This window comes from Chryseobacterium camelliae (genome assembly GCF_030818575.1).
Taxonomy (GTDB): Bacteria; Bacteroidota; Bacteroidia; order Flavobacteriales; family Weeksellaceae; genus Chryseobacterium; species Chryseobacterium camelliae_A.
Genome location: NZ_JAUTAL010000001.1, coordinates 1,710,655 through 1,731,540, shown reverse-complemented (window position 1 = coordinate 1,731,540; position 20,886 = coordinate 1,710,655). Strand labels below are relative to the sequence as shown.

The 20,886-nt window shown below is 39.8% G+C and carries 19 protein-coding genes and 1 pseudogene; 6 read left to right on the top strand and 14 right to left on the bottom strand.

Annotated elements, in window-relative coordinates; all coding sequences use genetic code 11:
- Window positions 1-17: 17 nt before the first annotated feature.
- Both QE404_RS07895 and QE404_RS07890 read left to right on the top strand, forming a co-directional pair.
- Window positions 18-965, top strand: a complete 948-nt coding sequence (locus QE404_RS07895; protein WP_307448915.1) for a helix-turn-helix domain-containing protein — start codon at window positions 18-20, stop codon at window positions 963-965.
- Between the two features lie 87 nt (window positions 966-1,052).
- Window positions 1,053-1,817, top strand: coding sequence for an SDR family NAD(P)-dependent oxidoreductase (locus QE404_RS07890; protein ID WP_307448912.1), 765 nt, complete (start codon window positions 1,053-1,055; stop codon window positions 1,815-1,817).
- Between the two features lie 62 nt (window positions 1,818-1,879).
- Here QE404_RS07890 and QE404_RS07885 read toward each other — a convergent pair whose 3' ends face one another.
- From QE404_RS07885 to QE404_RS07870, 4 genes are all read right to left on the bottom strand, one after another.
- A complete protein-coding gene (locus tag QE404_RS07885) occupies window positions 1,880-3,028 on the bottom strand; it encodes a methionine aminotransferase (RefSeq protein WP_307448910.1) in 1,149 nt (382 codons plus the stop codon).
- A 145-nt stretch (window positions 3,029-3,173) separates the two neighbouring features.
- Complete coding sequence (locus QE404_RS07880; protein ID WP_307448908.1) at window positions 3,174-3,854, bottom strand: XRE family transcriptional regulator; 681 nt, start codon at window positions 3,852-3,854, stop codon at window positions 3,174-3,176.
- Window positions 3,855-4,053: 199 nt separating this feature from the next.
- The gene (locus tag QE404_RS07875) at window positions 4,054-5,220 is read right to left on the bottom strand and encodes a T9SS type A sorting domain-containing protein (RefSeq protein ID WP_307448905.1); all 1,167 of its coding nucleotides are present in this window, start codon (window positions 5,218-5,220) and stop codon (window positions 4,054-4,056) included.
- 130 nt (window positions 5,221-5,350) lie between these two features.
- A complete protein-coding gene (locus QE404_RS07870) occupies window positions 5,351-6,064 on the bottom strand; it encodes a LytR/AlgR family response regulator transcription factor (RefSeq protein WP_307448902.1) in 714 nt (237 codons plus the stop codon).
- A 275-nt stretch (window positions 6,065-6,339) separates the two neighbouring features.
- Between QE404_RS07870 and QE404_RS07865 the strand changes: the two genes are divergently transcribed.
- The 4 genes from QE404_RS07865 to QE404_RS07850 all read left to right on the top strand — a co-directional run bounded on the left by QE404_RS07865 (window position 6,340) and on the right by QE404_RS07850 (window position 12,008).
- Complete coding sequence (locus QE404_RS07865; RefSeq protein ID WP_307448897.1) at window positions 6,340-8,226, top strand: DNA topoisomerase IV subunit B; 1,887 nt, start codon at window positions 6,340-6,342, stop codon at window positions 8,224-8,226.
- Window positions 8,227-8,289: 63 nt separating this feature from the next.
- A complete protein-coding gene (locus QE404_RS07860) occupies window positions 8,290-8,775 on the top strand; it encodes a hypothetical protein (RefSeq protein WP_307448894.1) in 486 nt (161 codons plus the stop codon).
- Window positions 8,772-11,342: a DNA gyrase/topoisomerase IV subunit A gene (locus QE404_RS07855; protein ID WP_307448891.1), complete on the top strand. Its 2,571-nt coding sequence runs from the start codon at window positions 8,772-8,774 to the stop codon at window positions 11,340-11,342. Before QE404_RS07860 ends, QE404_RS07855 begins: the two co-directional genes overlap by 4 nt.
- Before the next feature lie 18 nt (window positions 11,343-11,360).
- Window positions 11,361-12,008, top strand: a complete 648-nt coding sequence (locus QE404_RS07850; RefSeq protein ID WP_307448888.1) for a rhomboid family intramembrane serine protease — start codon at window positions 11,361-11,363, stop codon at window positions 12,006-12,008.
- Window positions 12,009-12,051: 43 nt separating this feature from the next.
- Here the strand turns inward: QE404_RS07850 and gwsS are convergent, their stop codons facing one another.
- The 10 genes and pseudogenes from gwsS to prmC all read right to left on the bottom strand — a co-directional run bounded on the left by gwsS (window position 12,052) and on the right by prmC (window position 20,884).
- Complete coding sequence (gwsS, locus tag QE404_RS07845; protein ID WP_307448885.1) at window positions 12,052-13,140, bottom strand: grasp-with-spasm system SPASM domain peptide maturase; 1,089 nt, start codon at window positions 13,138-13,140, stop codon at window positions 12,052-12,054.
- 57 nt (window positions 13,141-13,197) lie between these two features.
- On the bottom strand, window positions 13,198-14,079 hold the full coding sequence (locus QE404_RS07840) for a hypothetical protein (RefSeq protein WP_307448882.1): 882 nt from the start codon (window positions 14,077-14,079) through the stop codon (window positions 13,198-13,200).
- Window positions 14,080-14,180: 101 nt separating this feature from the next.
- Window positions 14,181-15,068: a hypothetical protein gene (locus QE404_RS07835; RefSeq protein ID WP_307448879.1), complete on the bottom strand. Its 888-nt coding sequence runs from the start codon at window positions 15,066-15,068 to the stop codon at window positions 14,181-14,183.
- Between the two features lie 237 nt (window positions 15,069-15,305).
- Window positions 15,306-16,181: pseudogene (gwsG, locus tag QE404_RS07830) on the bottom strand (grasp-with-spasm system ATP-grasp peptide maturase); the annotation flags it as partial.
- A gap of 128 nt (window positions 16,182-16,309) precedes the next feature.
- A complete protein-coding gene (locus QE404_RS07825) occupies window positions 16,310-17,266 on the bottom strand; it encodes a hypothetical protein (RefSeq protein ID WP_307448878.1) in 957 nt (318 codons plus the stop codon).
- Between the two features lie 178 nt (window positions 17,267-17,444).
- Window positions 17,445-18,071 (bottom strand): grasp-with-spasm system ATP-grasp peptide maturase, encoded by a 627-nt coding sequence (gwsG, locus tag QE404_RS07820; RefSeq protein ID WP_307453808.1) that lies wholly within the window; start codon window positions 18,069-18,071, stop codon window positions 17,445-17,447.
- The gene (locus QE404_RS07815; protein ID WP_307453806.1) at window positions 18,040-18,348 is read right to left on the bottom strand and encodes a hypothetical protein; all 309 of its coding nucleotides are present in this window, start codon (window positions 18,346-18,348) and stop codon (window positions 18,040-18,042) included. The genes gwsG (QE404_RS07820) and QE404_RS07815 overlap by 32 nt, the downstream gene beginning before the upstream one ends.
- On the bottom strand, window positions 18,345-19,175 hold the full coding sequence (locus QE404_RS07810) for a hypothetical protein (RefSeq protein ID WP_307448873.1): 831 nt from the start codon (window positions 19,173-19,175) through the stop codon (window positions 18,345-18,347). The genes QE404_RS07815 and QE404_RS07810 overlap by 4 nt, the downstream gene beginning before the upstream one ends.
- Before the next feature lie 120 nt (window positions 19,176-19,295).
- On the bottom strand, window positions 19,296-19,499 hold the full coding sequence (locus tag QE404_RS07805) for a TIGR04139 family peptide modification target (protein WP_307448870.1): 204 nt from the start codon (window positions 19,497-19,499) through the stop codon (window positions 19,296-19,298).
- 533 nt (window positions 19,500-20,032) lie between these two features.
- Window positions 20,033-20,884 (bottom strand): peptide chain release factor N(5)-glutamine methyltransferase, encoded by an 852-nt coding sequence (gene prmC, locus QE404_RS07800; RefSeq protein ID WP_307453375.1) that lies wholly within the window; start codon window positions 20,882-20,884, stop codon window positions 20,033-20,035.
- Window positions 20,885-20,886 lie beyond the last annotated feature (2 nt).

Below are 20,886 nucleotides of genomic sequence, written 5' to 3'. Positions count from 1 at the left end.
TTGTACAAATCTTTATCATGGAAAAAACAGTCCATACCTCACATACTTCCCTGGAAGACTTCTACCGTGAAATGACCCTGAAACTCGGTAAAGATGTCAATAGCCTTTTTCCTAAAGGGCTTCACAAGGAAATCGGGCATTTCAACGTATTTGATATCGCACAAACCATCCGGCAGGTAAAACTGACCTCAGAGATGCCGTACAACAGGCGGAAATACTATAAGATCAGCCTCATCCGCGGAAAGAACAGGGCGGAATATGCTGATAAGGTAATCCGCATCGAAAAAAATGCCCTGCTGTTTGCCACTCCCAAAGTACCCTACCACTGGATCCCGGAAGATCCAGCTCAAACCGGGAGTTTCTGTGTCTTTACGGAAGACTTTATGGTAAAGGACCGGCCACGCAACATCCTGGAAGATCTGCCGATCTTCCGGCCAGGAGCTGTGCCGCTCTTTGAAATTGATGATGAACTGGCCGATGAAATAGAATTGCTGTATGCTAAAATCAAAAAAGAAATAGATTCCGATTACGCATTTAAGTATGACCTGATACGGAATTATGTTGCCGAACTGATCCATTACGGGCAGAAGCTGCAGCCTGCTGAAGAACTTCCTGCAACTCATGATGCTTCATTACGGGTCGTATCCATGTTCCTTGAGCTGCTGGAGCGGCAATTTCCTATTGAAAGCACAGACCGCAGGCTACAGCTGAAAACCGCCAAAGATTATGCAGACCGGCTGGCGGTCCATGTCAACTACCTCAATAAAAGATTAAAGGAAAGTACCGGTAAGACAACTACTGAAATTATTGCCGAGCGAGTGGTACAGGAAGCCAAAATCCTGCTGAGACAGACGCGGTGGAATGTTTCTGAGATCGCTTATGCATTGGGCTTTGAGGAAATAGCTCATTTTTCCAATTTCTTTAAGAAGAAGACTGCCCTGACTCCGGTGGAATTCCGCGCCTGATTTGAATTTTGCAAATTTCAGTTTGATTCGGGCAAAGGATTTGCTTCCATTATTGCAGAACTTTGTTGCATTAAAAACAATTGAAATATGGAAGCCAGAACAAAAATTGCACTTATTACAGGCGGAAGCCGCGGATTGGGAAAAAATGCAGCCCTGAAAACCGCACAAAAAGGTCTCGATATCATCGTTACGTATAAAACCAACAGGGAAGAAGCCGAGCAGACCGTGCGGGAGATCCAGGCACTCGGAAGAAAAGCAATTGCATACCAGCTCGATACCAAAGATATAAAGAGCTTTGATGATTTTGTAAAAACCGTAGGAGACCATCTGGAGCCGAATACCGGCAGCCGCAATATCGATTACCTCATCAACAATGCAGGTACCGCACTATATGCGCCGGTTCCCGACGTTACCGAAGAGCAGCTGGATGATATTGTTGACATTCACTTTAAAGGCGTGTTCTTTCTCACCCAGAAATTCCTGCCGTTCATCAATGAAGATGGCGGAATCATCAATATTTCTTCCGGACTGGCCCGTTTTCCGTTACCGGGGTCATCCGTTTACGGTTCTATTAAAGCCGGTGTGGAAATGTTAACGAAATACCTGGCCAAGGAACTGGGACCAAGGAAAATCAAAGCGAATGTAATTGCTCCCGGAGCTATCGAAACGGATTTCGGCGGAGGAAGGACAAGGGACGACAAGCAGGTCAATGCGATGATTGCTAGTGCTACGGCCTTGGGAAGGGCAGGTGTGCCGGATGATATTGGTGGTGTAGTGGCGTTCCTGTGTACTGAAGATGCACGGTGGATCAACGGGCAGAGGATTGAAGCTTCGGGCGGAATGTTCTTGTAATATCTGATATACACTGGAATAAAAATAATCCGGCGGCTGAGAATCTCAGCCGCCGGATTATCTTATAATTTAGAAAGATGCTCGAGTGCACGCTCCAGCGTTTCCTGTTTTTTGGCAAAACAGAGGCGGATCACATGCTCATTTAACCTGTTTTTATAGAAAGAAGAAAATGGTACCGTTGCCACCTTATGGTTTGCCGTAAGTTCTTTGGCAAAATCCAGATCGTTCTGATCTGAAATCCTGCTGTACCGTACGGCCTGGAAATACGTACCTTCGCAATCCAGCAATTCAAAGGAAGTGCCGGAGAGCCCCTGCCGCAAGAAATCCCTTTTCTCCTGGAAAAAGCTGTTCAGGTGCAGGTAATGTTCAGGATTTTTCATGTATTCAGCTAAAGCCAGCTGCATGGGTGTATTAACGGAAAAAACATTGAACTGATGCACTTTCCTGAATTCATCCATCAGGTTTTTCGGAGCCGCACAATAGCCGGTTTTCCAGCCTGTGACGTGGAAAAGCTTTCCGAACGAAGCTACCATAAGGCTTCTTTCCTTCAGTTCAGGATATTTACTGATGCTCAGGTGCGTTTTTCCGTCAAAAACAATATTCTCATACACTTCATCACTCAGGATAAGAATAGAAGTCCCTTTTACGATGTTAATCAGCGCCTGTAAGTCATTTTCATTGAGTATTCTCCCTGCCGGATTATTCGGGTTGTTGATGATGATCATTCTCGTTTTATCCGTAACAAGCCCTTTCACTGCATTCCAGTCAATTTCATAATCGGGAGCCCTCATCTCGAAGCGCTTAATGATACCCCCGAAAAGCTCTACGATAGGCTCATAGCAGTCATAGGCCGGTTCAAAGATAATCACTTCATCATCCTTTTTCACCAATGCCGCAATGGCCGTAAAAATGGCCTGGGTTCCGCCTGCCGTTACCGTAATCTCCGAATCAGGATGGTAAACGGCTTTATGGCTGTCTTCTATTTTCCGGGCAATTTCCTCCTTTAATCCGAGCATACCGCCCATAGGAGCATACTGATTGAATCCTTTTGTAATGAAGTAATGTACATGGTCCAGCAATGCGGAGTCCGGCATGAAATCCGGGAACCCCTGTGAAAGGTTGATGGCCTCATGCTCCTGAGCCAGCTGTGTCATCTGGCTGAAAATGGTCGTCCCCACATCGGAAAGTTTGGATAAAGGAAGTTGTATCATGAATCGGAATTTTTGTCATACCGAATTTACTCGGAATTTTTGTATCACAAAAGGAAAACCAGATACTTTTATGCTGATTTTCTCAAGTGAGGCCCGATATTGTTACAATTCCGGATCATTTAACTATCCATAGGGATTTGACTCTTTAAAAATCCTGAGGGAAAATTCCTGTCGCATATTTCCAGACTTCAATGATTTCGCTCAACGGTATGTCGTATGGCTCGTAAAAGGTATTATCAGCGGCAACCGTAATGGAAGTCGTGTTTTTAGACCTTAAGCGTTTAAACGTAATACCGTCATTCAACGTAATGAAGATATAGGCGTTTCCGGATTTCAAGTCATGGATGCCCTCCATATATTTCCCGATGATAAAAGAACCGTCCTTAAACGGCGGCATGGAATCTCCGTCCGCCGGGAAAGCCCTGAATTTACCATTCCTGAGAAATGGCAAAGAAATTCTTTCCAGGCTTTCGATATATTCCGGGTCGCTATAGCCCCTGAGATAGCCCATGGTCGCTTTCTGAGGCACAATTTCTATGCTTTCATCTCCGTTCTGGTCCACCACAACCGGCAGGACGATTCTGTTGTCCGGAAGCTTGAGCATATCCTCCAGGGCATGTTTCGTTAAATCTACTGAAAGCATGAGATCGATGCTCACATTGAATATCCTGGACATCCTGATCAGGACATCAACAGGAGGCCTGGATTTGCCGTTTTCATAAGAACTGTATCTGGAAGGGGGAATTTGTATCTGTTCAGACAGTTCGCGCTGCGTCTTTCCTGATTTGCTGCGCAAAAGCCTTATGTTTTCTGAAAAAATTGACATGATAAAAAAATCTACCGGCAAAAGTACGAATTGTTTAAGGGAGACGGCCTGTTTTACCCATTGTTGTGGATAAAAATATCGCAGTACAGGAGGGTTAATGGAAGTCTTGGGGGAATTGTATCGCTTTTGCCTTGCTTCATATCAAAGGCTGACCTCTATGGCCAGCCTTTGATATGAAACCTACATCAGAAGGATATACTTAATCTCTGATCAGCATTTTTTTACTGTCAATACTTTTCCCGTTCAGGTTCATCCTGTAAATGTAAGAACCTCCCTGAAGTCCTGTAACGGTAAGGTTGCCACGGCCTTTTTCTTTAAGAGAAACCGTCTGTACCAGCTGGCCTGAAGCACTGTAGATCGAAATGGAGGCTTCTCCGGAGCCCTCGGGAAGGTAGTAAGGTATGGTTGTTTCTCCTTTGGCCGGATTGGGAACATTCTGGAATAGTTTAGGCTCCCGTGAATTAACGGCGCTAAGATCCACAGCTGTTTTGTTCTGATTCAGGAGTTCTTTTAATTCCTGAACCTCTTTTCTGAGCTGGTCAATCTGGCTTTGCAGATCCGCTTCCTGCTCAGGCGACTGCTTATATATTGTGGTGTTGGCAATCATCACATTTCCATCATTGTCTACTACCAGGGCTCTTCCGGCTCCACTGGGCAGATCCTGTAGCCTCACAGTTCCTACAGTGTGGAAATTAGCGGTAGGGGCAGTGGTTCTGATGCCTACCTGCTGATCTTTGATGAGCATCGTTGATGTATTGGACATGCCCAGCATGATGGAATAAGGAATTGTATTTGTCAATTTCATGCTCGAATGAGTTCCGGATCCAATTACAAATGAACGGTTGCCAATGGCTATAAGGTCTACTCCAAATCCTCCTGAGTACGGAGATTTCAGGTCTACACCCACGCCTATAGCAAATTGATTGGGACCTCTCACGATATTGTTCCAGCCCACCGCTACGGATTTTCCTGCCTGGTTCAAGATGGTGTTGCCCTGTCCTGCGACAAGGTTTGCGCCTCCGGAATCTGCCAGGTTATTTTCCCATCCGCCGACCAGGGAACTATTGGCTTCGTCTCCTAAAATATTGTCTGCACCGGCTACAATGCTTCCCTTGGCTTTGGCAACATTGGAATTGTTGACGCTTTCTGTAAGGAACGATCCTGCTTCATTCAGTAAAGCTTGTCCAGGCTCGGGATCCTGTCCGTTCACTCTGAGATACAGGGGTGCGACATCAATCGTTCCGACATAATTGGTATTGTTAGTACCTCCGTTTCCGTTAACCTCCCATGCCTGGGCCTGAGCTTCCGCTGAACAGATAACGGCCACTACCCATAAGGCTTTCATAGAAAATACATGTGCTTTCATAATATTAGTTTTTATGGTTGTTGTTCTCAAAAATAAACCTCTTAAGAAAACTATTCTATAAAAACGGATTAAGTGCCGGCTGTTTTTTGAGTAAGTGTATCGGTTTTAAAGGTAAATGTAGTCGCTCATATTACAAAAATGTATGGAGGAAGTCGTACTTTTTACGAACGGAGACATCCAGGACCGAATTGTCGGTCATGACTACCTGTCCGCCTTTACCCTTGATATACTCTTTCAGGTGGTCAAGATTGATCAGGTGTTTATGGTGGATCCTGAAAAAACGATGCTCTGAAAAAGACTTTTCAAAATCGTATAACGTCCGGCAAACCACAATCCTGGATTTATCCGAAAGATAGATGAATGTGTAATTGGAGTCTGCTTCACATCGTATAATTTCATCTACAGCTACGCGCTTGAATCCTTGTAGGGTAGGAAGATTGATTTTGTTTCGGGATGAAGTACGCGTTAAAGTCCGGTTGGTTCGGATATTTTCTATGGCTTTGTTGACGCTGATGACAAATTCCAGGTCTTTAACCGGCTTCATCAGGCAGCTGCAGACTCCGGTTTTAATGGCTTTGATGGCCGATTTTTCAGAATCCGTAATGAAGATGAGACGGGAAAGATGTTCCCTCAGATTCCTGAAGATCTCTGAAGGGTCACTCATTAGCCGTGTCTCCAGAAAAAACAGGTCCGGGAAGTGTTTTAAAGGATAGTCTGAAGCACGGTCCAGCTTTCCATTCTGGAAGACAATCTCGAATTCAGGATACTCATTTCTAAGCAACCGGGCGATATACTCGCCGCCATCTTGTTCGCCAATGATGCAGGCCTGTAGTTTTGTTTTCATAAAATTTGAGTTTTGGTGGTTAGTTTTATAATGGTGGGTCTGTATTATGTTTTCATTTTTTGTCGGGTATTATGGGTAAATCAAAAATATATTATTTTACTTTTAGTTATTTACATAATGAAATTGCTGATTAAGTGCAATAAAGTGAATAATGTAAATGTAATATTCATATAGGATATATGCAATAAAAAATCGGTTAAAATTGGCGAAAATGCAATGGAAAACTGGCATCATTTTCTTTAATTTCGTATCTTTGTGTGTTCTCTAAATAACATATGTCACAACAAACTAATCCTATTTATTCCGAAGATAATATCAGAACCCTGGACTGGCAGGAACACATCCGCCTGCGTCCCGGTATGTACATCGGTAAGCTGGGCGACGGGTCTTCTGCCGACGACGGGATCTATATCCTCCTGAAAGAAATTCTGGATAACTCTATTGATGAGTTCAGGATGAAAGCGGGAAAAAGAATTGAAATAAAAGTGGATGAAGGAAAAGTAAGCATACGCGACTTTGGCCGTGGAATTCCATTGGGTAAAGTGGTAGATGCCGTTTCCAAAATGAATACCGGAGGGAAGTATGACAGTAAAGCTTTCAAAAAATCTGTAGGGCTTAACGGGGTAGGTACAAAGGCTGTAAATGCCCTTTCCGAGTACTTCCGCGTAAGATCGTTCCGGGATGGCAGGATGAAAGCTGCTGAGTTCTCCCGCGGCATGATCGTGGAAAACCATGAGGAAAAAGACTCTTCCGACCGTAACGGAACTGAAATTTCTTTCGTTCCGGATTCGGGAATATTCCTTCATTTCAAATTCAGGAAAGAATATATCGAAAGGATGCTGCGCAATTATGCATACCTTAATCCCGGACTGAAGATTATCTTTAACGGGGAAACCTATTTTTCTGAAAACGGACTGAAGGACCTGCTGGAAGAGGAGCTGGAAAGCGATATCCTTTATCCTATCGTCCACCTGAAGGATGAGGACATAGAGCTGGCCATTACCCATTCTGATAAATCCCAGACGGAAACCTATTTTTCTTTTGTGAACGGACAGAATACCACTCAGGGAGGGACGCACCTGAATGCCTTCCGGGAAGCCTATGTAAAGACCATACGGGAATTTTTCAATAAAAATTTCGATGCTTCGGATATCCGTAAATCCATTATTGCAGCTATTTCCATCAATGTGGAAGAACCGGTATTCGAGTCTCAGACCAAAACCAAGCTCGGTTCCAATGATATGGGCCCCAATGGTCCTACCGTAAGGACATTTGTAATCGATTTCCTGAAAAGCAAACTGGATAATTTCCTGCACAGAAACCCTGAGGTCGCTGAAGCCATCCAAAGAAAGATCCTGATCTCCGAAAGAGAAAGGAAGGAGCTTTCCGGAATCCAGAAACTGGCGAGGGAAAGGGCTAAAAAAGTTTCGCTGCACAACAAGAAGCTCCGCGACTGCAGGCAGCACTATAACGATCAGAAAGCTGAAAGAAAAGGGGATACCCAGATTTTTATTACTGAGGGCGATTCTGCTTCAGGATCTATCACCAAATCCAGGGATGTGGAAACCCAGGCGGTATTCTCATTGAAAGGAAAACCGCTTAACTGCTACGGACTGACCAAGAAAGTAGTGTATGAAAATGAAGAGTTTAACCTGCTTCAGGCCGCACTCAATATTGAGGAGAGCCTTGAAGATCTCCGGTACAACCAGGTAATCATTGCTACCGATGCCGATGTGGACGGGATGCATATACGCCTCCTGATGATCACATTCTTCCTTCAGTTCTTTCCTGACCTGATTAAGAACGGCCACCTTTACATCCTGCAGACCCCACTGTTCCGGGTGAGGAATAAAAAGGAAACGCGGTACTGCTACACAGAGGCTGAACGCATCAAGGCTCTCAATGAACTGGGCAAGAATCCTGAGATTACACGGTTCAAAGGACTGGGAGAGATTTCGCCTGACGAATTCAAGCACTTCATCGGAAAAGATATCCGGCTGGAACCTGTTGTCTTAGGAAAAGACCAGACCATCGACCAGCTGCTGGAATTTTATATGGGTAAAAATACTCCGGACCGGCAGACTTTTATCCTGGAAAACCTTGTGGTGGAAGATCCGGATATCGACAAAAAGGAAGTTCTGCAGGAGACCCAGAACGGATAAATATCAGACGTATTTAATTTCCGTACGAAGGTACATTACTATAAAACCATATACTGATAACAAATGAGACTAAGTAACCGCAATAAGGCATCGCTTTATAATTTTATAAATACTTTATTGCTTATCATTACTGCAGCGGGTTTCGCAGCATTTTTTCTGGAAGAGTACAAATTCAATATTATGGGTTGGGAAAGCACGCTGTTCATCATCATACCGCTCTTCCTGCTCCTGTTGTTTTATTTCAGCGGAAGGCAGATCTTTGAGTATGACAGTGACGGCGAAGCCCTTCATTTCAGGAACCGGAATGTAATCCCTTTCCTGGGCAAACCTCTGAGTGATGAGTTCCCGAAATATAAGCTGATCAGTTTTGATGTTGTAAGTATTTTCTTTATCAAAAGACTGTATGTAAGGGTTACCAGTAAAAACAGCGGTTCGGCGCTTCTGAAATATGAAGTTTCGTACCTGACCGGAAAGGAAATCAATGATTTAAAAATTTCTCTGAACAAAGTAGTGAAAGCTAACAACGATAAAAAGACTGAAAGAAGATGATAGAAGAAAACCCGCATGACAGCGAGAGCCTTAAAAAAGTTTCAGGACTGTATAAAGACTGGTTTCTTGACTATGCTTCCTATGTAATCCTGGATAGGGCCATCCCATCCGTATATGACGGTTTCAAACCCGTTCAGCGGAGGATTATGCACTCTATGCGAGAACTGGAAGATGGCCGCTATAATAAAGTGGCCAATATTGTGGGAAATACCATGAAGTACCACCCTCACGGGGATGCTTCCATTACAGATGCAATGGTACAGATCGGGCAGAAGGAACTGCTGATTGATACCCAGGGAAACTGGGGAAATATCTATACCGGAGATTCTGCCGCGGCAGCCAGGTATATTGAAGCAAGGCTTACCCCTTTTGCTCTTGAAGTGGTCTTCAACCCCAAAACGACGGAATGGGCCAAATCCTACGACGGAAGGAATAATGAACCGATTGACCTGCCTGTAAAATTCCCGCTGCTGCTTGCACAGGGAGTAGAAGGGATCGGCGTGGGGCTTTCAACGAAGATCCTGCCCCATAATTTCAATGAGCTGATCAATGCCTCTATCTCATATCTTAAAGGCAAAAAGTTTGAGCTGTATCCCGATTTTATTACTGCAGGTTTCCTTGATGTTTCAGAATACAACGACGGCCAGAGAGGAGGCAAGGTAAGGGCACGGGCAAGGATCACCCAGACGGATAAGCATACCCTGGTTATTTCTGAGCTGCCTTATTCCAAAACGACCAGTGACCTGATCGATTCGATTCTTAAGGCTAATGAAAAAGGAAAAATCAAGATCAAAAAGATCGAGGACAATACGTCAGACAGCGTAGAAATCCTGATCCACCTTCACAATGATGTTTCACCGGACAAAACTATTGATGCATTATATGCATTTACGGATTGCCAGGTAACCATTTCACCGAATGCCTGCGTTATCGTTGGCGATAAGCCGATGTTCCTGAATGTGTCCGAAATCCTGAGGATGAATACGGACCATACGGTATCACTGCTGAAGAAAGAACTCGAAATCGAGCTTCACGAGCTTCAGGAAAACTGGCATTTCTCCTCGCTGGAAAGGATCTTTATTGAAAACAGGATCTACCACGATATTGAAGAAGTGAAAACCTGGGAAGAAGTCCTTAAGACCATTGATAAAGGGTTAAAGCCTCATACCAAACACCTTTTGCGCGCCGTGACAGAAGAAGATATCCTGAGGCTCACCGAGATCAGGATCAAAAGGATTTCAAGGTTTGACCTGAATAAATTCAAAGAGAATATTGCTGCGCTGGAAGGCAAGATTGAGCAGGTAAAACATAATCTGGACCATCTTATCACCTATGCTGTAAGCTACTATCAGAACATCCAGAAGAAGTATGGCAAAGACAGGCAGAGAAGGACCGAACTGAGGATTTTTGATACCATTGACGCTACCAAAGTAGCCGTAGCCAATGAAAAGTTCTATGCCAATTTTGAAGAAGGCTTTATCGGGACGTCACTGAAAAAAGACCAGTATCTGTTTGACTGTTCAGATATTGATGACATCATTACCTTCCGGAAAGACGGAAGCATGAAAGTAGTGAAGGTGGAACCGAAGACGTTTATCGGTAAAGATCTGCTGCATGTAGCCATTTGGAAGAAGAATGATAAAAGGACGGTATACAACACCATTTACCGTGAAGGCAAGGAAGGACCGTACTATATGAAAAGGTTTTCCGTAACGGCAGTGACCCGGAATACGGATTATCACCTGGCCTCGGATAAAAAAGGTTCTGAATTCCTGTATTTCTCTGCTAATCCTAATGGGGAAGCCGAAAAAGTCACTATTCTCCTTAAGCCCAATCCAAGGATCCGCAAGAACAAAATGGATGTTGATTTTTCTGAGCTTGGCATCAAGGGACGCGATACAAAAGGGAATCTGGTAACCAAGTATGCCGTAAAGAAAGTAGACCTGAAAGAAGAGGGTGTCTCTACACTGGCTCCGAGAAAAATATGGTTTGATGATACTGTAAGAAGACTGAATGCGGACGGAAGAGGTAGTCTCCTGGGCAATTTCAAGGGAGATGACAGGATTCTGACAGTCAACACCAACGGAGAGGCAAAGCTTGTATCCTTTGATCTTGGCAACCGTTTTGATGATGATTACCTGATCCTCGAAAAATGGAAGCCGAGGCAGCCGATTACATGTATTTATTATGATGCTGACAAGGAAATGTATTTCATCAAGAGGTTCCTCCTGGAAAATACCCCCAATGTACAGACCTTTATGCCTTCCGAACATCCGAAGTCATTCATCGAAAATGTAATTGCCGCGAACAATGCGACAGCTGAAATCGTTTTTGCAAAAGATAAAGGGAAAGAACGGGAACCCGAAACAGTGAATATCGATGAGTTTATTGCCGTAAAAGGGATTAAAGCCATCGGAAACCAGTTCACCAAGTTTAAAGTGAAGGCGATTAACATCACCATTCCTGAAACTGAGGAAGAAGAAGAGCCGGAGCCTGAAGAAGAGCCTGAGACCAACGGAAATATAGATGACGAAGGAGGGATGATCGGGGATCTTTTTGAAAGTTAAAATTTAGAATTAAAGATTATGAACATTCTCATACTGATCATTATTGTTACTGCGGTTATCAGCTTCATTGCTTTTAATAATGCAGCCATTTTTGAACAATACAAGTTTAATGTAGGAGCCATCCGGAACAGGAAAGAATATATCCGCCTGATTTCTGCGGGTTTCCTGCATGCAGATATCATGCACCTTGCATTTAATATGCTTACGCTGTATTTTTTCGGTCCGGTGGTTATAGATGCTTTTGGTAATATAGGTTTTCTGATCATTTATCTTGGATCCATCCTGCTCGGGAATATTTTTTCATTGTTCCTGTATCAGAAACAGCCGTGGTATTCTGCCATCGGTGCCAGTGGAGGTGTCTCAGGCATCCTGTTTGCAGCTATCGCCATGTATCCCAATATCGGAATCTACTTTTTCTTTATCCCGATCGCTATTCCTGGATTTATTTTCGGACTGATCTATTTTGGGTATTCCGTATACATGATGCTGAATCCGAGGCCCCATGACAATATCGGGCATGCTGCCCATTTGGGAGGTGCTTTTTTCGGCGTAGTGTATGCCATCTTAAACCAGCCTGCGACAGCGATGAGCAATGCTTTATATATCGGAATCATGGCGCTGCCGCTGATTTACCTGAGCTATGAAATATTTATCAGGAAAGGATAGGATAGCTTATATTCATTTGAAATATCATAAAAAGCCAGCGGATTCAGCTGGCTTTTGTTTTATCTGATAATGCGTAATGATCCATTGCTTTTTTTTTCAGCGGATGGGTACTCCAGTCTTCCCAGATCCCTGTGTAAGGATCGTAGCCGCATTTTAAAGGCTTGGAAATATCCCGTCCGTCATGATCGGTATCGGTTCTTTCCGTATATGCCCTGCAGTCTGTACAGATATACCTGAATTCACAATCCTTACAGACTTTAATATCATCCTTGGTAACGTTCCAGTACTTTTTAAAATCCTTATGATTTAACGCTTGTTCCAATGTTGTGTTTTTTACATTGCCATAACTCTGAAGCATAGCTGGACAGTTTTTGATATTACCATGGACGTCTATTCCTATCTTTTTGTGAAGGCAGGAATTATGGTTAACAGCTTCCAGGACTTTCGGGAGATTGGTGCTGAAATAATCCAGGTTTACTTTTCCACATGATGAAATTTTCAGAGACTCACCCGTAAAAGTAACAGTAAATCTGAGACTATTTTTAGCTCTGAACGGAGCTTTTTCACAGCTATAAAAAACCAGGTTATAAATTCTGGCCGTATTTTTATCAAGAGCGTGGATGAAATCATTGTCGATGGTCTCGTGAAACTGGGAGAAAATTTCGATGCCTTCTAGTGGAGAACGGGCAAACATACGGTCAATTTCCATAAATTCTTCCAGCAGGAGCGCTCGTTGGCAATAAATGACCATATGTTTTATTTCCAGATTTTCTATGGATTGCTGCAAGGTTTGAAGAACATCAATTGTATCGAGTTCTATAAAAATATTTGACAATATATTGTAGTCCTGATATTCATAGGACAGAGGCGGGAAGTTTTTATCCCAGTCGTCTTGGGTAATGAAGCCGAATTCTTTTTCCAGCAAAAAATCGAGATAGTCCTGAACGATTGTCTTAGATTCCTCATCATAATTGCTGAGGACATCTTCAATGGAACAGGCTTTCAGTTCTTCTATGAGATCATGCAGCTCAAGCGGATATAATTCTGAAACATTCCTCTGAAGGTCTGAAATCAGTACTCTGGTGATCCCTTTGGTGATCATGATATTGCTGAATACATTGAAGTAATTCATAGCATTCTGAAGGTTTTAAAGGTGTTGTTATGATGCTGAAGTTAATTTATATACGGACTATTTGCCCTTAAAAAAATCTTTTCTGATTTTCGCACTGTGCTTCAAACTTGGGAGCCCGATACTCTTTCTGTTGCGATTTACCTGTACAGAATCCATAACAGAATTAAAACTATTATAACCATAGATTGTATTTCCCTTTTCAACATTAACATGGTAGCTGTCAAACATCATAGCATATGATAATGGAGGACAGTCTCCGGATTTAACATACTCTATTAGTTTTGTTTTAAAAGTTGGATAATACTTCTTGGATTCATTCATATGAGTTAATAAACTGTGCATCGGCATTGTTCCTATTTTTTGTACTGAAGGAAAACCATAGTTTTTAAAGGTCCACAATAGAAGTTCTGCATTTTTTCTGACATTTTTTGCCTGCACTGCAGTATCTACATGCCTTTTTTCCTGATCCCTTATCATCGCGATGGAAAAAGAGTCTATCAGTCTCTTATTTAAGTTTTTTTTCCAATCTGCAATCTCCTTCTTCACTTCCACACTATCAATACCATACTTTTTAAAAATAGGCAGATAATCTTTATAAGCATCTCCGTCAGGCGCAATCAGTGGAATAAATTTATATAATGTCTTTTTCCCTCCGAAATCTTTATGGTATCGATCAGAAAGCGTGATGAAGGTCTCAAATTCCTGAATGCGTTCCTGGTTTTTAGCAGGATATTTTTTAAAAAGCTTTTTGTACTGCTTAATAGCTTCGAGGGTGTCTTTTTCAAATCTATATATACTGTCTATTTCATTGACCCTGTTATAATAGGTAATGTAATTGAGGGGTTTGCATTTACAGGAAACAGCAATGAAAAGAATGCCTATTGATACAAGCGTGATGCTTGAAACTCTTTGCGATAGTGATGATATAAAAACTTTCATTAAATCTTTTCTGATGAAAATATTAGTGAACAAATTAAAATAGCTTATAGCATTCTGATTATTGTTTAGAATAATTTTTATTCACAGGATTTTAACTAAGCTTAGTGTTCTTTTTTTAGCTTAGCCATGAGATCCTTTCTGATTCTAGCACTATGTTTTAAACTTGGCAGCCCGATACTCTTTCTGTTGCGATTTACCTGTACAGAATCCATAACAGAATTAAAACCATTATAACCATAGATTGTATTTCCCTTTTCAACATTAACATGGTAGCTGTCAAACATCATAGCATATGATAATGGAGGACAGTCTCCGGATTTAACATACTCTATTAGTTTTGTTTTAAAAGTTGGATAATACTTCTTGGATTCATTCATATGAGTTAATAAACTGTGCATCGGCATTGTTCCTATTTTTTGTACTGAAGGAAAACCATAGTTTTTAAAGGTCCACAATAGAAGTTCTGCATTTTTTCTGACATTTTTTGCCTGCACTGCAGTATCTACATGCCTTTTTTCCTGATCCCTTATCATGGCGATGGAAAAAGAGTCTATCAGTCTCTTATTTAAGTTTTTTTTCCAATCTGCAATCTCCTTCTTCACTTCCACACTATCAATACCGTACTTTTTAAAAATAGGCAGATAGTCTTTATAATCACCTTCGTAAGGCGCAATCAGCGGAACCAATTTATATAATGTCTTTTTTCCTCCAAAATCTTTATGGTATTGATCAGAAAGCATGATATAGGTTTCAAATTCCTTTATGCGTTCCTGGTTTTTAGGAGGATATTCTTCAAAAAGTTTTTTGTACTGCGTAATAGCTTCGAGGGTATCTCTTTCAAATCTATATATACTGTCTATTTCATTAACCCTGTTATAATAGGTAATATAATTTAGGGGTTTGCGTTTACAGGAAGTAACGATGAGAAGAATACAAAAGCTTACCTGCAGAGTATACATAACCCTGGTAGGCAGGAATGAAATTTTCATTTTTGATTGATTAAAATATATATTGCTCATAATATCCTGACTAAGTGTTTATATGGTTCTTCCCTTACGTAAAAGTTGGTTTGATACTTTTCACAGGGGATATAGTATGTTATAGTTTTGCTTTTTTGCTTTAGTTTTTTTCTCTTGATCAATTCAATATATTGAAATGTAATAGGGAGCTGATTTTTTTCATTAAATAAGTGTCTCATCATCTTATGTTTTAAATATGATATAAATTTATAAATACTCTGCTATTTCCTTTTCAAGCATATAATTGCAGTCAAATGAAATGTTTCCGAACTGTCCTACCGGATTAACTTCAAGGAAATAATAGTTGCTTCCGCTTTTGATAAAGTCTAATGAGCCACAGTTTAGATCGAGGGCCTGCATCAGTCTGATAACCTTTTCTTCTACATGATCCGGAAGTTGATACCGAATATTCCTGTTCGGGTTTTCCATATTGTACTTTCTAAAATCCGTTCTTGTCTGTTCATCGTTCTGCGAAAAAATGGCCATAGACCATATCCTGCCGTTTAAATAGAAGGATCGTATTTCAAAGTCTTTCTCAATTTTTTCCTGAAAAAAAGATATGAAAAAATCCTCAATGTTTTTTTTATCAATGACAGAAGTATACATCATACCGTCTGATTCTGAATCTAATAATTCCAGCATTACATTGCCGGTAATCGATTTGGTAATGGTTTTACCTAGTTTTACATCATCAGTATTTTCTGCCAGGTAAAAGGCAGGGACGTCCAGTCCGGTTTTACGGGCCTTTTCCAATACCAGGAGTTTATTCACATGGCTGTTGCGCTGTTTGTTGATATGTTTTTTAGCCTCAAGAATATGCATGACATAGTCCTCAAGCCAGTGCTCAGCTTCATTCATGTGGATATTGATGGATGGATGGTCATATAGCTTCCGAAGGAAATAGATGCCTCCTCTTCTGTACCAGACACTGTTGATATCGTCAACAAAAAATACATTGCGTTGGCTTTCCAGGTATAATTTTCTTCCTTGTATTTTGATTTCAAAAATCTCATCCTCCTGAATGAGGATATACGGCTTACCCATCCTGCGTAACCATTTAAGGACTTCTATCGTGCTCCTGTCTTTCTTTTTAGATTAAAGATAATTTCTTTATTTTGGAAGAGGCTAAAGATAGGAGAGGATTCTTCTCCCATATTTTTGGATGCTGATCCTGCGCAGAGAAAGCATATCTATGATTATCGAATTAATTTTTATTTAAATGAATTAAAAAAATCTTTTCTGATTTTCGCACTATGCTTCAAACTTGGCAGCCCAATAGTTTTACGGTTCCTGTTAATTTTAAGGGTATCCAGTTGGGTGGTGCCATCAATATAACATCCGTATAAGATCTCTTCTTTGCTGATATATAGACGATGCCTGTCTACCATGGTGGCATAATCTCTAGGAAGGCAGTCTCCGGATTTCACGTATTCCAGTAATTTGGTCTTGAAATACGGGTAATATTCTGATCTCGACATATGGCTGAACAGGGTAAGCATAGGCATAAAAACATCATTATTTCCTATGATTCCTATTTTTTGTAATGACGGATACCCGTAGTTTTCAAAGGTCCATTTAAGAAGCTCAGCGTTCTTACGATCATTTTTATCTGTCAGTTCATTATCTGACCTGCGATCCTCCCGGTCTCTCATGAAAGCTACGCTAAACGAATCTATCAATGTTCTGTTTAATTTATCTCTTCTCCATTCTACTATTTCACCTTTCAATGTTAAACTGTCTATCCCGTATTTTTCGTAGAGATCAAGATACTTTTTATATCCTTGACCATAGGGTGCAATCAACGGAATCAATTTATATAATGTCTTTTTTCCTCCAAAATCTTTATGGTATCGATCAGACAGCGTGATGTATGTTTCAAATTCCTGTATGCGTTCCTGATTTCTCGGAGGATATTCTTCAAAAAGCTTTTTATACTGCCTAATCGTTTCGAGAGTATCCCTTTCAAATCTGTAGATACTGTCTATTTCATTCACCCTGTTGTAATAGGTAATGTAATTGAGGGGTTTGCGTTTACAGGAAACAGCCATGAAAAGAATGCCTAAGAACATAAGCATAGTGTGTGAAATCCTTTTCGATAGTGATGAGATAAGAACTTTTACTACATCTTTTTTGATGAAAATTTTACGGAACAAATTAAAATAGCTCATAGCATTCTTGTCAAGGGTTTTGAAGGTTTTGCTCTTACATAACAATCAGTTTGATAACTATTACATTCCACAAAATAGAGGATTGAATTTCTCGACTTATTCTTAGATCCCTTTTTATTAAATGCTTCTATATATTTAAATGTTAATGGTAATTTATTTTTTTCTCTAATTAATTTTTTCATAAATATTCAGCTATTTCTTTTTCCAATGAGTAATTACAGATATGAGATAATCCCAAAAATTGTCCTACAGTATTTATTTCTAAAAAGTAGTAATGATCTCCATTTTTAATAAAATCGAATGAACCACAGTTTAAGTCTAATTTCAGCATTAACAATTGCATTTTCTTCTCAATATCTTCAGGTAAATTATATCTTACATTCCTATTGGGCCGCTCGAGATTATATCTTCTAAAATCAGTCTTGGTTTTCTCATCATTTTGAGAGAAAATTGCCATAGACCAAATTTTTCTATTCAGATAAAAGCTTCGTATTTCATAATCTTTTTCAATTTTATCCTGAAAGAATGTGATAAAGAAATCGTTATGCTCGTAATCCTGTATTGTCGTAGTATACATTATCCCGTCAGTTTTACTATTGAGGTTATCGATCATAGGATTGCCGGCTATTGTTTTTATAATTGTATCATTTAATACGACTTCATTAGTATCCTCTGCTAAAAAAAAATCTGGTACAAGTAAGCCTATTTTTCGTGCCTCTTCTAACACGAGAAGCTTGTTGATATCACTATTACTTTCTTTACTGATATGCTTTTTAGATTCTAAAGATTTTTGTAACATAGTCATATAGCCAGTGTTGAACTTCTTTCATATGTTCATTAACTGAAATATTTTTATATTCAAAATGTCTAAATCTTAATCCTCCACGGCGATACCATACGGAGGTAATGTCGTCCAAAAAGAATTTATTCCTTTTGCTTTCTATAAAAATCCTTTTCTTTTCTACTCTGATATCAAAAACTTCATCTTCATGTACTCTTATAAAATTTTTATTCATTACTGAAAGCCATTTTATAACTTCTGTAGTCGTTCTTTCATTATTGTTTGAAATTATAAGTATCATTTTTTCTTAAAAAAATCTTTTGCAATTTTGGCACTGTGTTTCATGCTGGGAAGTCCTAAATTTTTACGATTCCTGTTAATTTTCAGGGTATCCAGATAGGTATTGTTTCCAATATAATATCCATATAAGATTTCTTCTTTACTGAACTGTAGATGATGCCTGTCAACCATTGTAGCATAATCTCTTGGAAGGCAGTCTCCGGATTTCACATATTCCAGTAACTTGGTTTTGAAATACGGATAATCTTCTGATCCCGACATGTGGCTGAATAGAGTGAGCATAGGCATAAAAACATTATTATTTCCTATGAGTCCTATTTTTTGTAATGACGGATAGCCATAGTTTTCAAAAGTCCATTTTAGAAGTTTAGCATTTTTTTTATCATTGGTCTCCATCAGTTCAATATTATTCCTATGGTCCTGCTGATCCCTTATAAAAGCTATACTAAAAGAATCTATAAGTATTCTGTTTAAATTTCTTTTCCATTTTGCTATTTCATTTTTCACAGTTATGCTATCTATGCCATACTTTTCATAAAGACTGAGATAGTTTTTATATTCTTCATCGTAAGGAGCAATAAGCGGAATCAATTTATACAATGTATTCTTACCTCCGAAATTCTTATGGTATTTATCAGAAAGCGTGATATAAGTCTCAAATTCCTGTATGCGTTCCTGATTTTTAGGGGGATATTTTTTAAAAAGTCTTCTATACTGTTTAATAGCCCTAAGAGTATCTTTTCTGAATCTGTAAATACTGTCAATTTCATTTACTTTATCGTAATAAACAATGTAATTAAGAGGTTTAGTTTTACATGAGGTAACCATTAAAAGAATTAGTAAAAATATAAGCGTATTTCTATTTATTACAAATATAGTTGGTTTCATATGCTGTAAATGTTTTAAAAAATTGCAAAAGAGAAATATATTCCCTTTTGCAATTATCGTTTAGCAATCTCCAACTATTAAAGTATTTACTAATTTATGATCTTTCCATGTTTCTTTATCTGGACAATCTCCTTTATTAGTTTCTACATAATTAATAGCTGTAGCTCCACCATCTACTTGCCCTCCTAGAATCTTGTTCAGATTTTGTAATCTCTTGTTTTCTAATGAAGAAAAATTATTCTTCATCCCTGTTAACTTTTTCATCTTGTAAATTTTTTGTTATAAATAAAATGCGTTGCCGTACAAACCCCGGCATTGGGATTTAAGGTTGTACAGTATTGCGCACATACGGATACAACCTTACGATGATCAGCGCTGATGGGATCAAAACTAAATATTAAAATCTAAGAGAAGGGAATTATGAATTGCGGTTTGTATGCATATTTATTGTTCAATTTGCATACAATTTCATGTGTAAGAAAAACATTGAAGGTTGGAATTTAAGGAAAAAAATGATAGCACAGCGGAATAGAAATGAGTGCCTGTAAAAGATGAGAAATAGATAAATAAAAAGGGAACGAAAGACAGTACTGTCCGTCATAAAATAATTATGTGTGCAAATTTTGCCTTGAAATCTTTGTTTGCAAAACAAATTGTACAACATTTTTTGATCCAAAAATCCTTGAAAACGAAAAAATACTGTAAAGCTAGGCATAGAATCTGAACTCAAAACGAATCCGATTTTCGATGTCTACCTGGTCTTCAATTGTCTTTTGAATATAAATTAAAGGTTTTCTTTATCTGATCCCAACAATAAACCTGTCGTTTCCTGACAGATCTTTGATGAGCTGGGCATCAGCAAAGTGGTCCGTATATAAGCCAAGGGTTTCCGGCCCCAGTTTCTGGTTGATTTCTAAAAAGAGAAGACCGTTCGGGTTCAGGTATTGTACGGAGTCCCTAGCAATCTTTCTGTAAAAGATCAGTGCGTCGGAAGTAGGGGAGAAAAGGGCCATTTCAGGCTCAAAACCTTTCACCGAATCATTAATTTCATCCCTTTCATCAATCCCGATATAGGGCGGATTGGAAATAATGATATCAAAGTTCTGGCTCAGCTCAGAATTAAGGTAATCCGCATGGATAAAGTTGATATCCAGCTTATGATACAAAGCGTTTTTTTTTGCGGTTTCTAGGGCTTCTCTGGAAAAATCAATTGAGCTTACGTCTGCTTCAGGAAAGTGTTTTTTCAGGACCAGGGGAATAACTCCGCTTCCTGTCCCGATATCGAGGATTTTCATTCCCTGTAGGCTGAGGGATGATTTGCTGATGGACTTTACAGCGAGTTCCAGCAGTTCTTCTGTTTCAGGACGTGGAATAAGGACATGCTCATTTACTGAAAAGGTCATTCCGAAAAATTCCGTTTCCCCGAGTACATGCTGATAAGGACGCCCGGACTTTAATCCGGCCACAGCATCAAGCAATTCTTCCTGGTCTGAAATCAGCAATTCCTGATCGGCAAACTTTCTCTGAAGATAAGGATTGAAGCCAACTTTCTTTTGGATAAAAACAGAACACAGGAACTTCATCTCAGAGTCCGAATACTGTTCACTCAGTTCAGCCTTAAAATAATTCTTAAAATCTGCAATCGTCATGG

What these genes read in the sequence shown, in the direction of transcription:
- QE404_RS07895 (WP_307448915.1), top strand. Translation starts at nt 18, where the DNA reads ATGGAAAAAACAGTCCATACCTCACATACTTCCCTGGAAGACTTCTAC.
- QE404_RS07890 (WP_307448912.1), top strand. Translation starts at nt 1,053, where the DNA reads ATGGAAGCCAGAACAAAAATTGCACTTATTACAGGCGGAAGCCGCGGA.
- QE404_RS07885 (WP_307448910.1), bottom strand. Translation starts at nt 3,028, where the DNA reads ATGATACAACTTCCTTTATCCAAACTTTCCGATGTGGGGACGACCATT.
- QE404_RS07880 (WP_307448908.1), bottom strand. Translation starts at nt 3,854, where the DNA reads ATGTCAATTTTTTCAGAAAACATAAGGCTTTTGCGCAGCAAATCAGGA.
- QE404_RS07875 (WP_307448905.1), bottom strand. Translation starts at nt 5,220, where the DNA reads ATGAAAGCACATGTATTTTCTATGAAAGCCTTATGGGTAGTGGCCGTT.
- QE404_RS07870 (WP_307448902.1), bottom strand. Translation starts at nt 6,064, where the DNA reads ATGAAAACAAAACTACAGGCCTGCATCATTGGCGAACAAGATGGCGGC.
- QE404_RS07865 (WP_307448897.1), top strand. Translation starts at nt 6,340, where the DNA reads ATGTCACAACAAACTAATCCTATTTATTCCGAAGATAATATCAGAACC.
- QE404_RS07860 (WP_307448894.1), top strand. Translation starts at nt 8,290, where the DNA reads ATGAGACTAAGTAACCGCAATAAGGCATCGCTTTATAATTTTATAAAT.
- QE404_RS07855 (WP_307448891.1), top strand. Translation starts at nt 8,772, where the DNA reads ATGATAGAAGAAAACCCGCATGACAGCGAGAGCCTTAAAAAAGTTTCA.
- QE404_RS07850 (WP_307448888.1), top strand. Translation starts at nt 11,361, where the DNA reads ATGAACATTCTCATACTGATCATTATTGTTACTGCGGTTATCAGCTTC.
- gwsS (WP_307448885.1), bottom strand. Translation starts at nt 13,140, where the DNA reads ATGAATTACTTCAATGTATTCAGCAATATCATGATCACCAAAGGGATC.
- QE404_RS07840 (WP_307448882.1), bottom strand. Translation starts at nt 14,079, where the DNA reads ATGAAAGTTTTTATATCATCACTATCGCAAAGAGTTTCAAGCATCACG.
- QE404_RS07835 (WP_307448879.1), bottom strand. Translation starts at nt 15,068, where the DNA reads ATGAAAATTTCATTCCTGCCTACCAGGGTTATGTATACTCTGCAGGTA.
- QE404_RS07825 (WP_307448878.1), bottom strand. Translation starts at nt 17,266, where the DNA reads ATGAGCTATTTTAATTTGTTCCGTAAAATTTTCATCAAAAAAGATGTA.
- gwsG (WP_307453808.1), bottom strand. Translation starts at nt 18,071, where the DNA reads ATGACTATGTTACAAAAATCTTTAGAATCTAAAAAGCATATCAGTAAA.
- QE404_RS07815 (WP_307453806.1), bottom strand. Translation starts at nt 18,348, where the DNA reads ATGATACTTATAATTTCAAACAATAATGAAAGAACGACTACAGAAGTT.
- QE404_RS07810 (WP_307448873.1), bottom strand. Translation starts at nt 19,175, where the DNA reads ATGGTTACCTCATGTAAAACTAAACCTCTTAATTACATTGTTTATTAC.
- QE404_RS07805 (WP_307448870.1), bottom strand. Translation starts at nt 19,499, where the DNA reads ATGAAAAAGTTAACAGGGATGAAGAATAATTTTTCTTCATTAGAAAAC.
- prmC (WP_307453375.1), bottom strand. Translation starts at nt 20,884, where the DNA reads ATGACGATTGCAGATTTTAAGAATTATTTTAAGGCTGAACTGAGTGAA.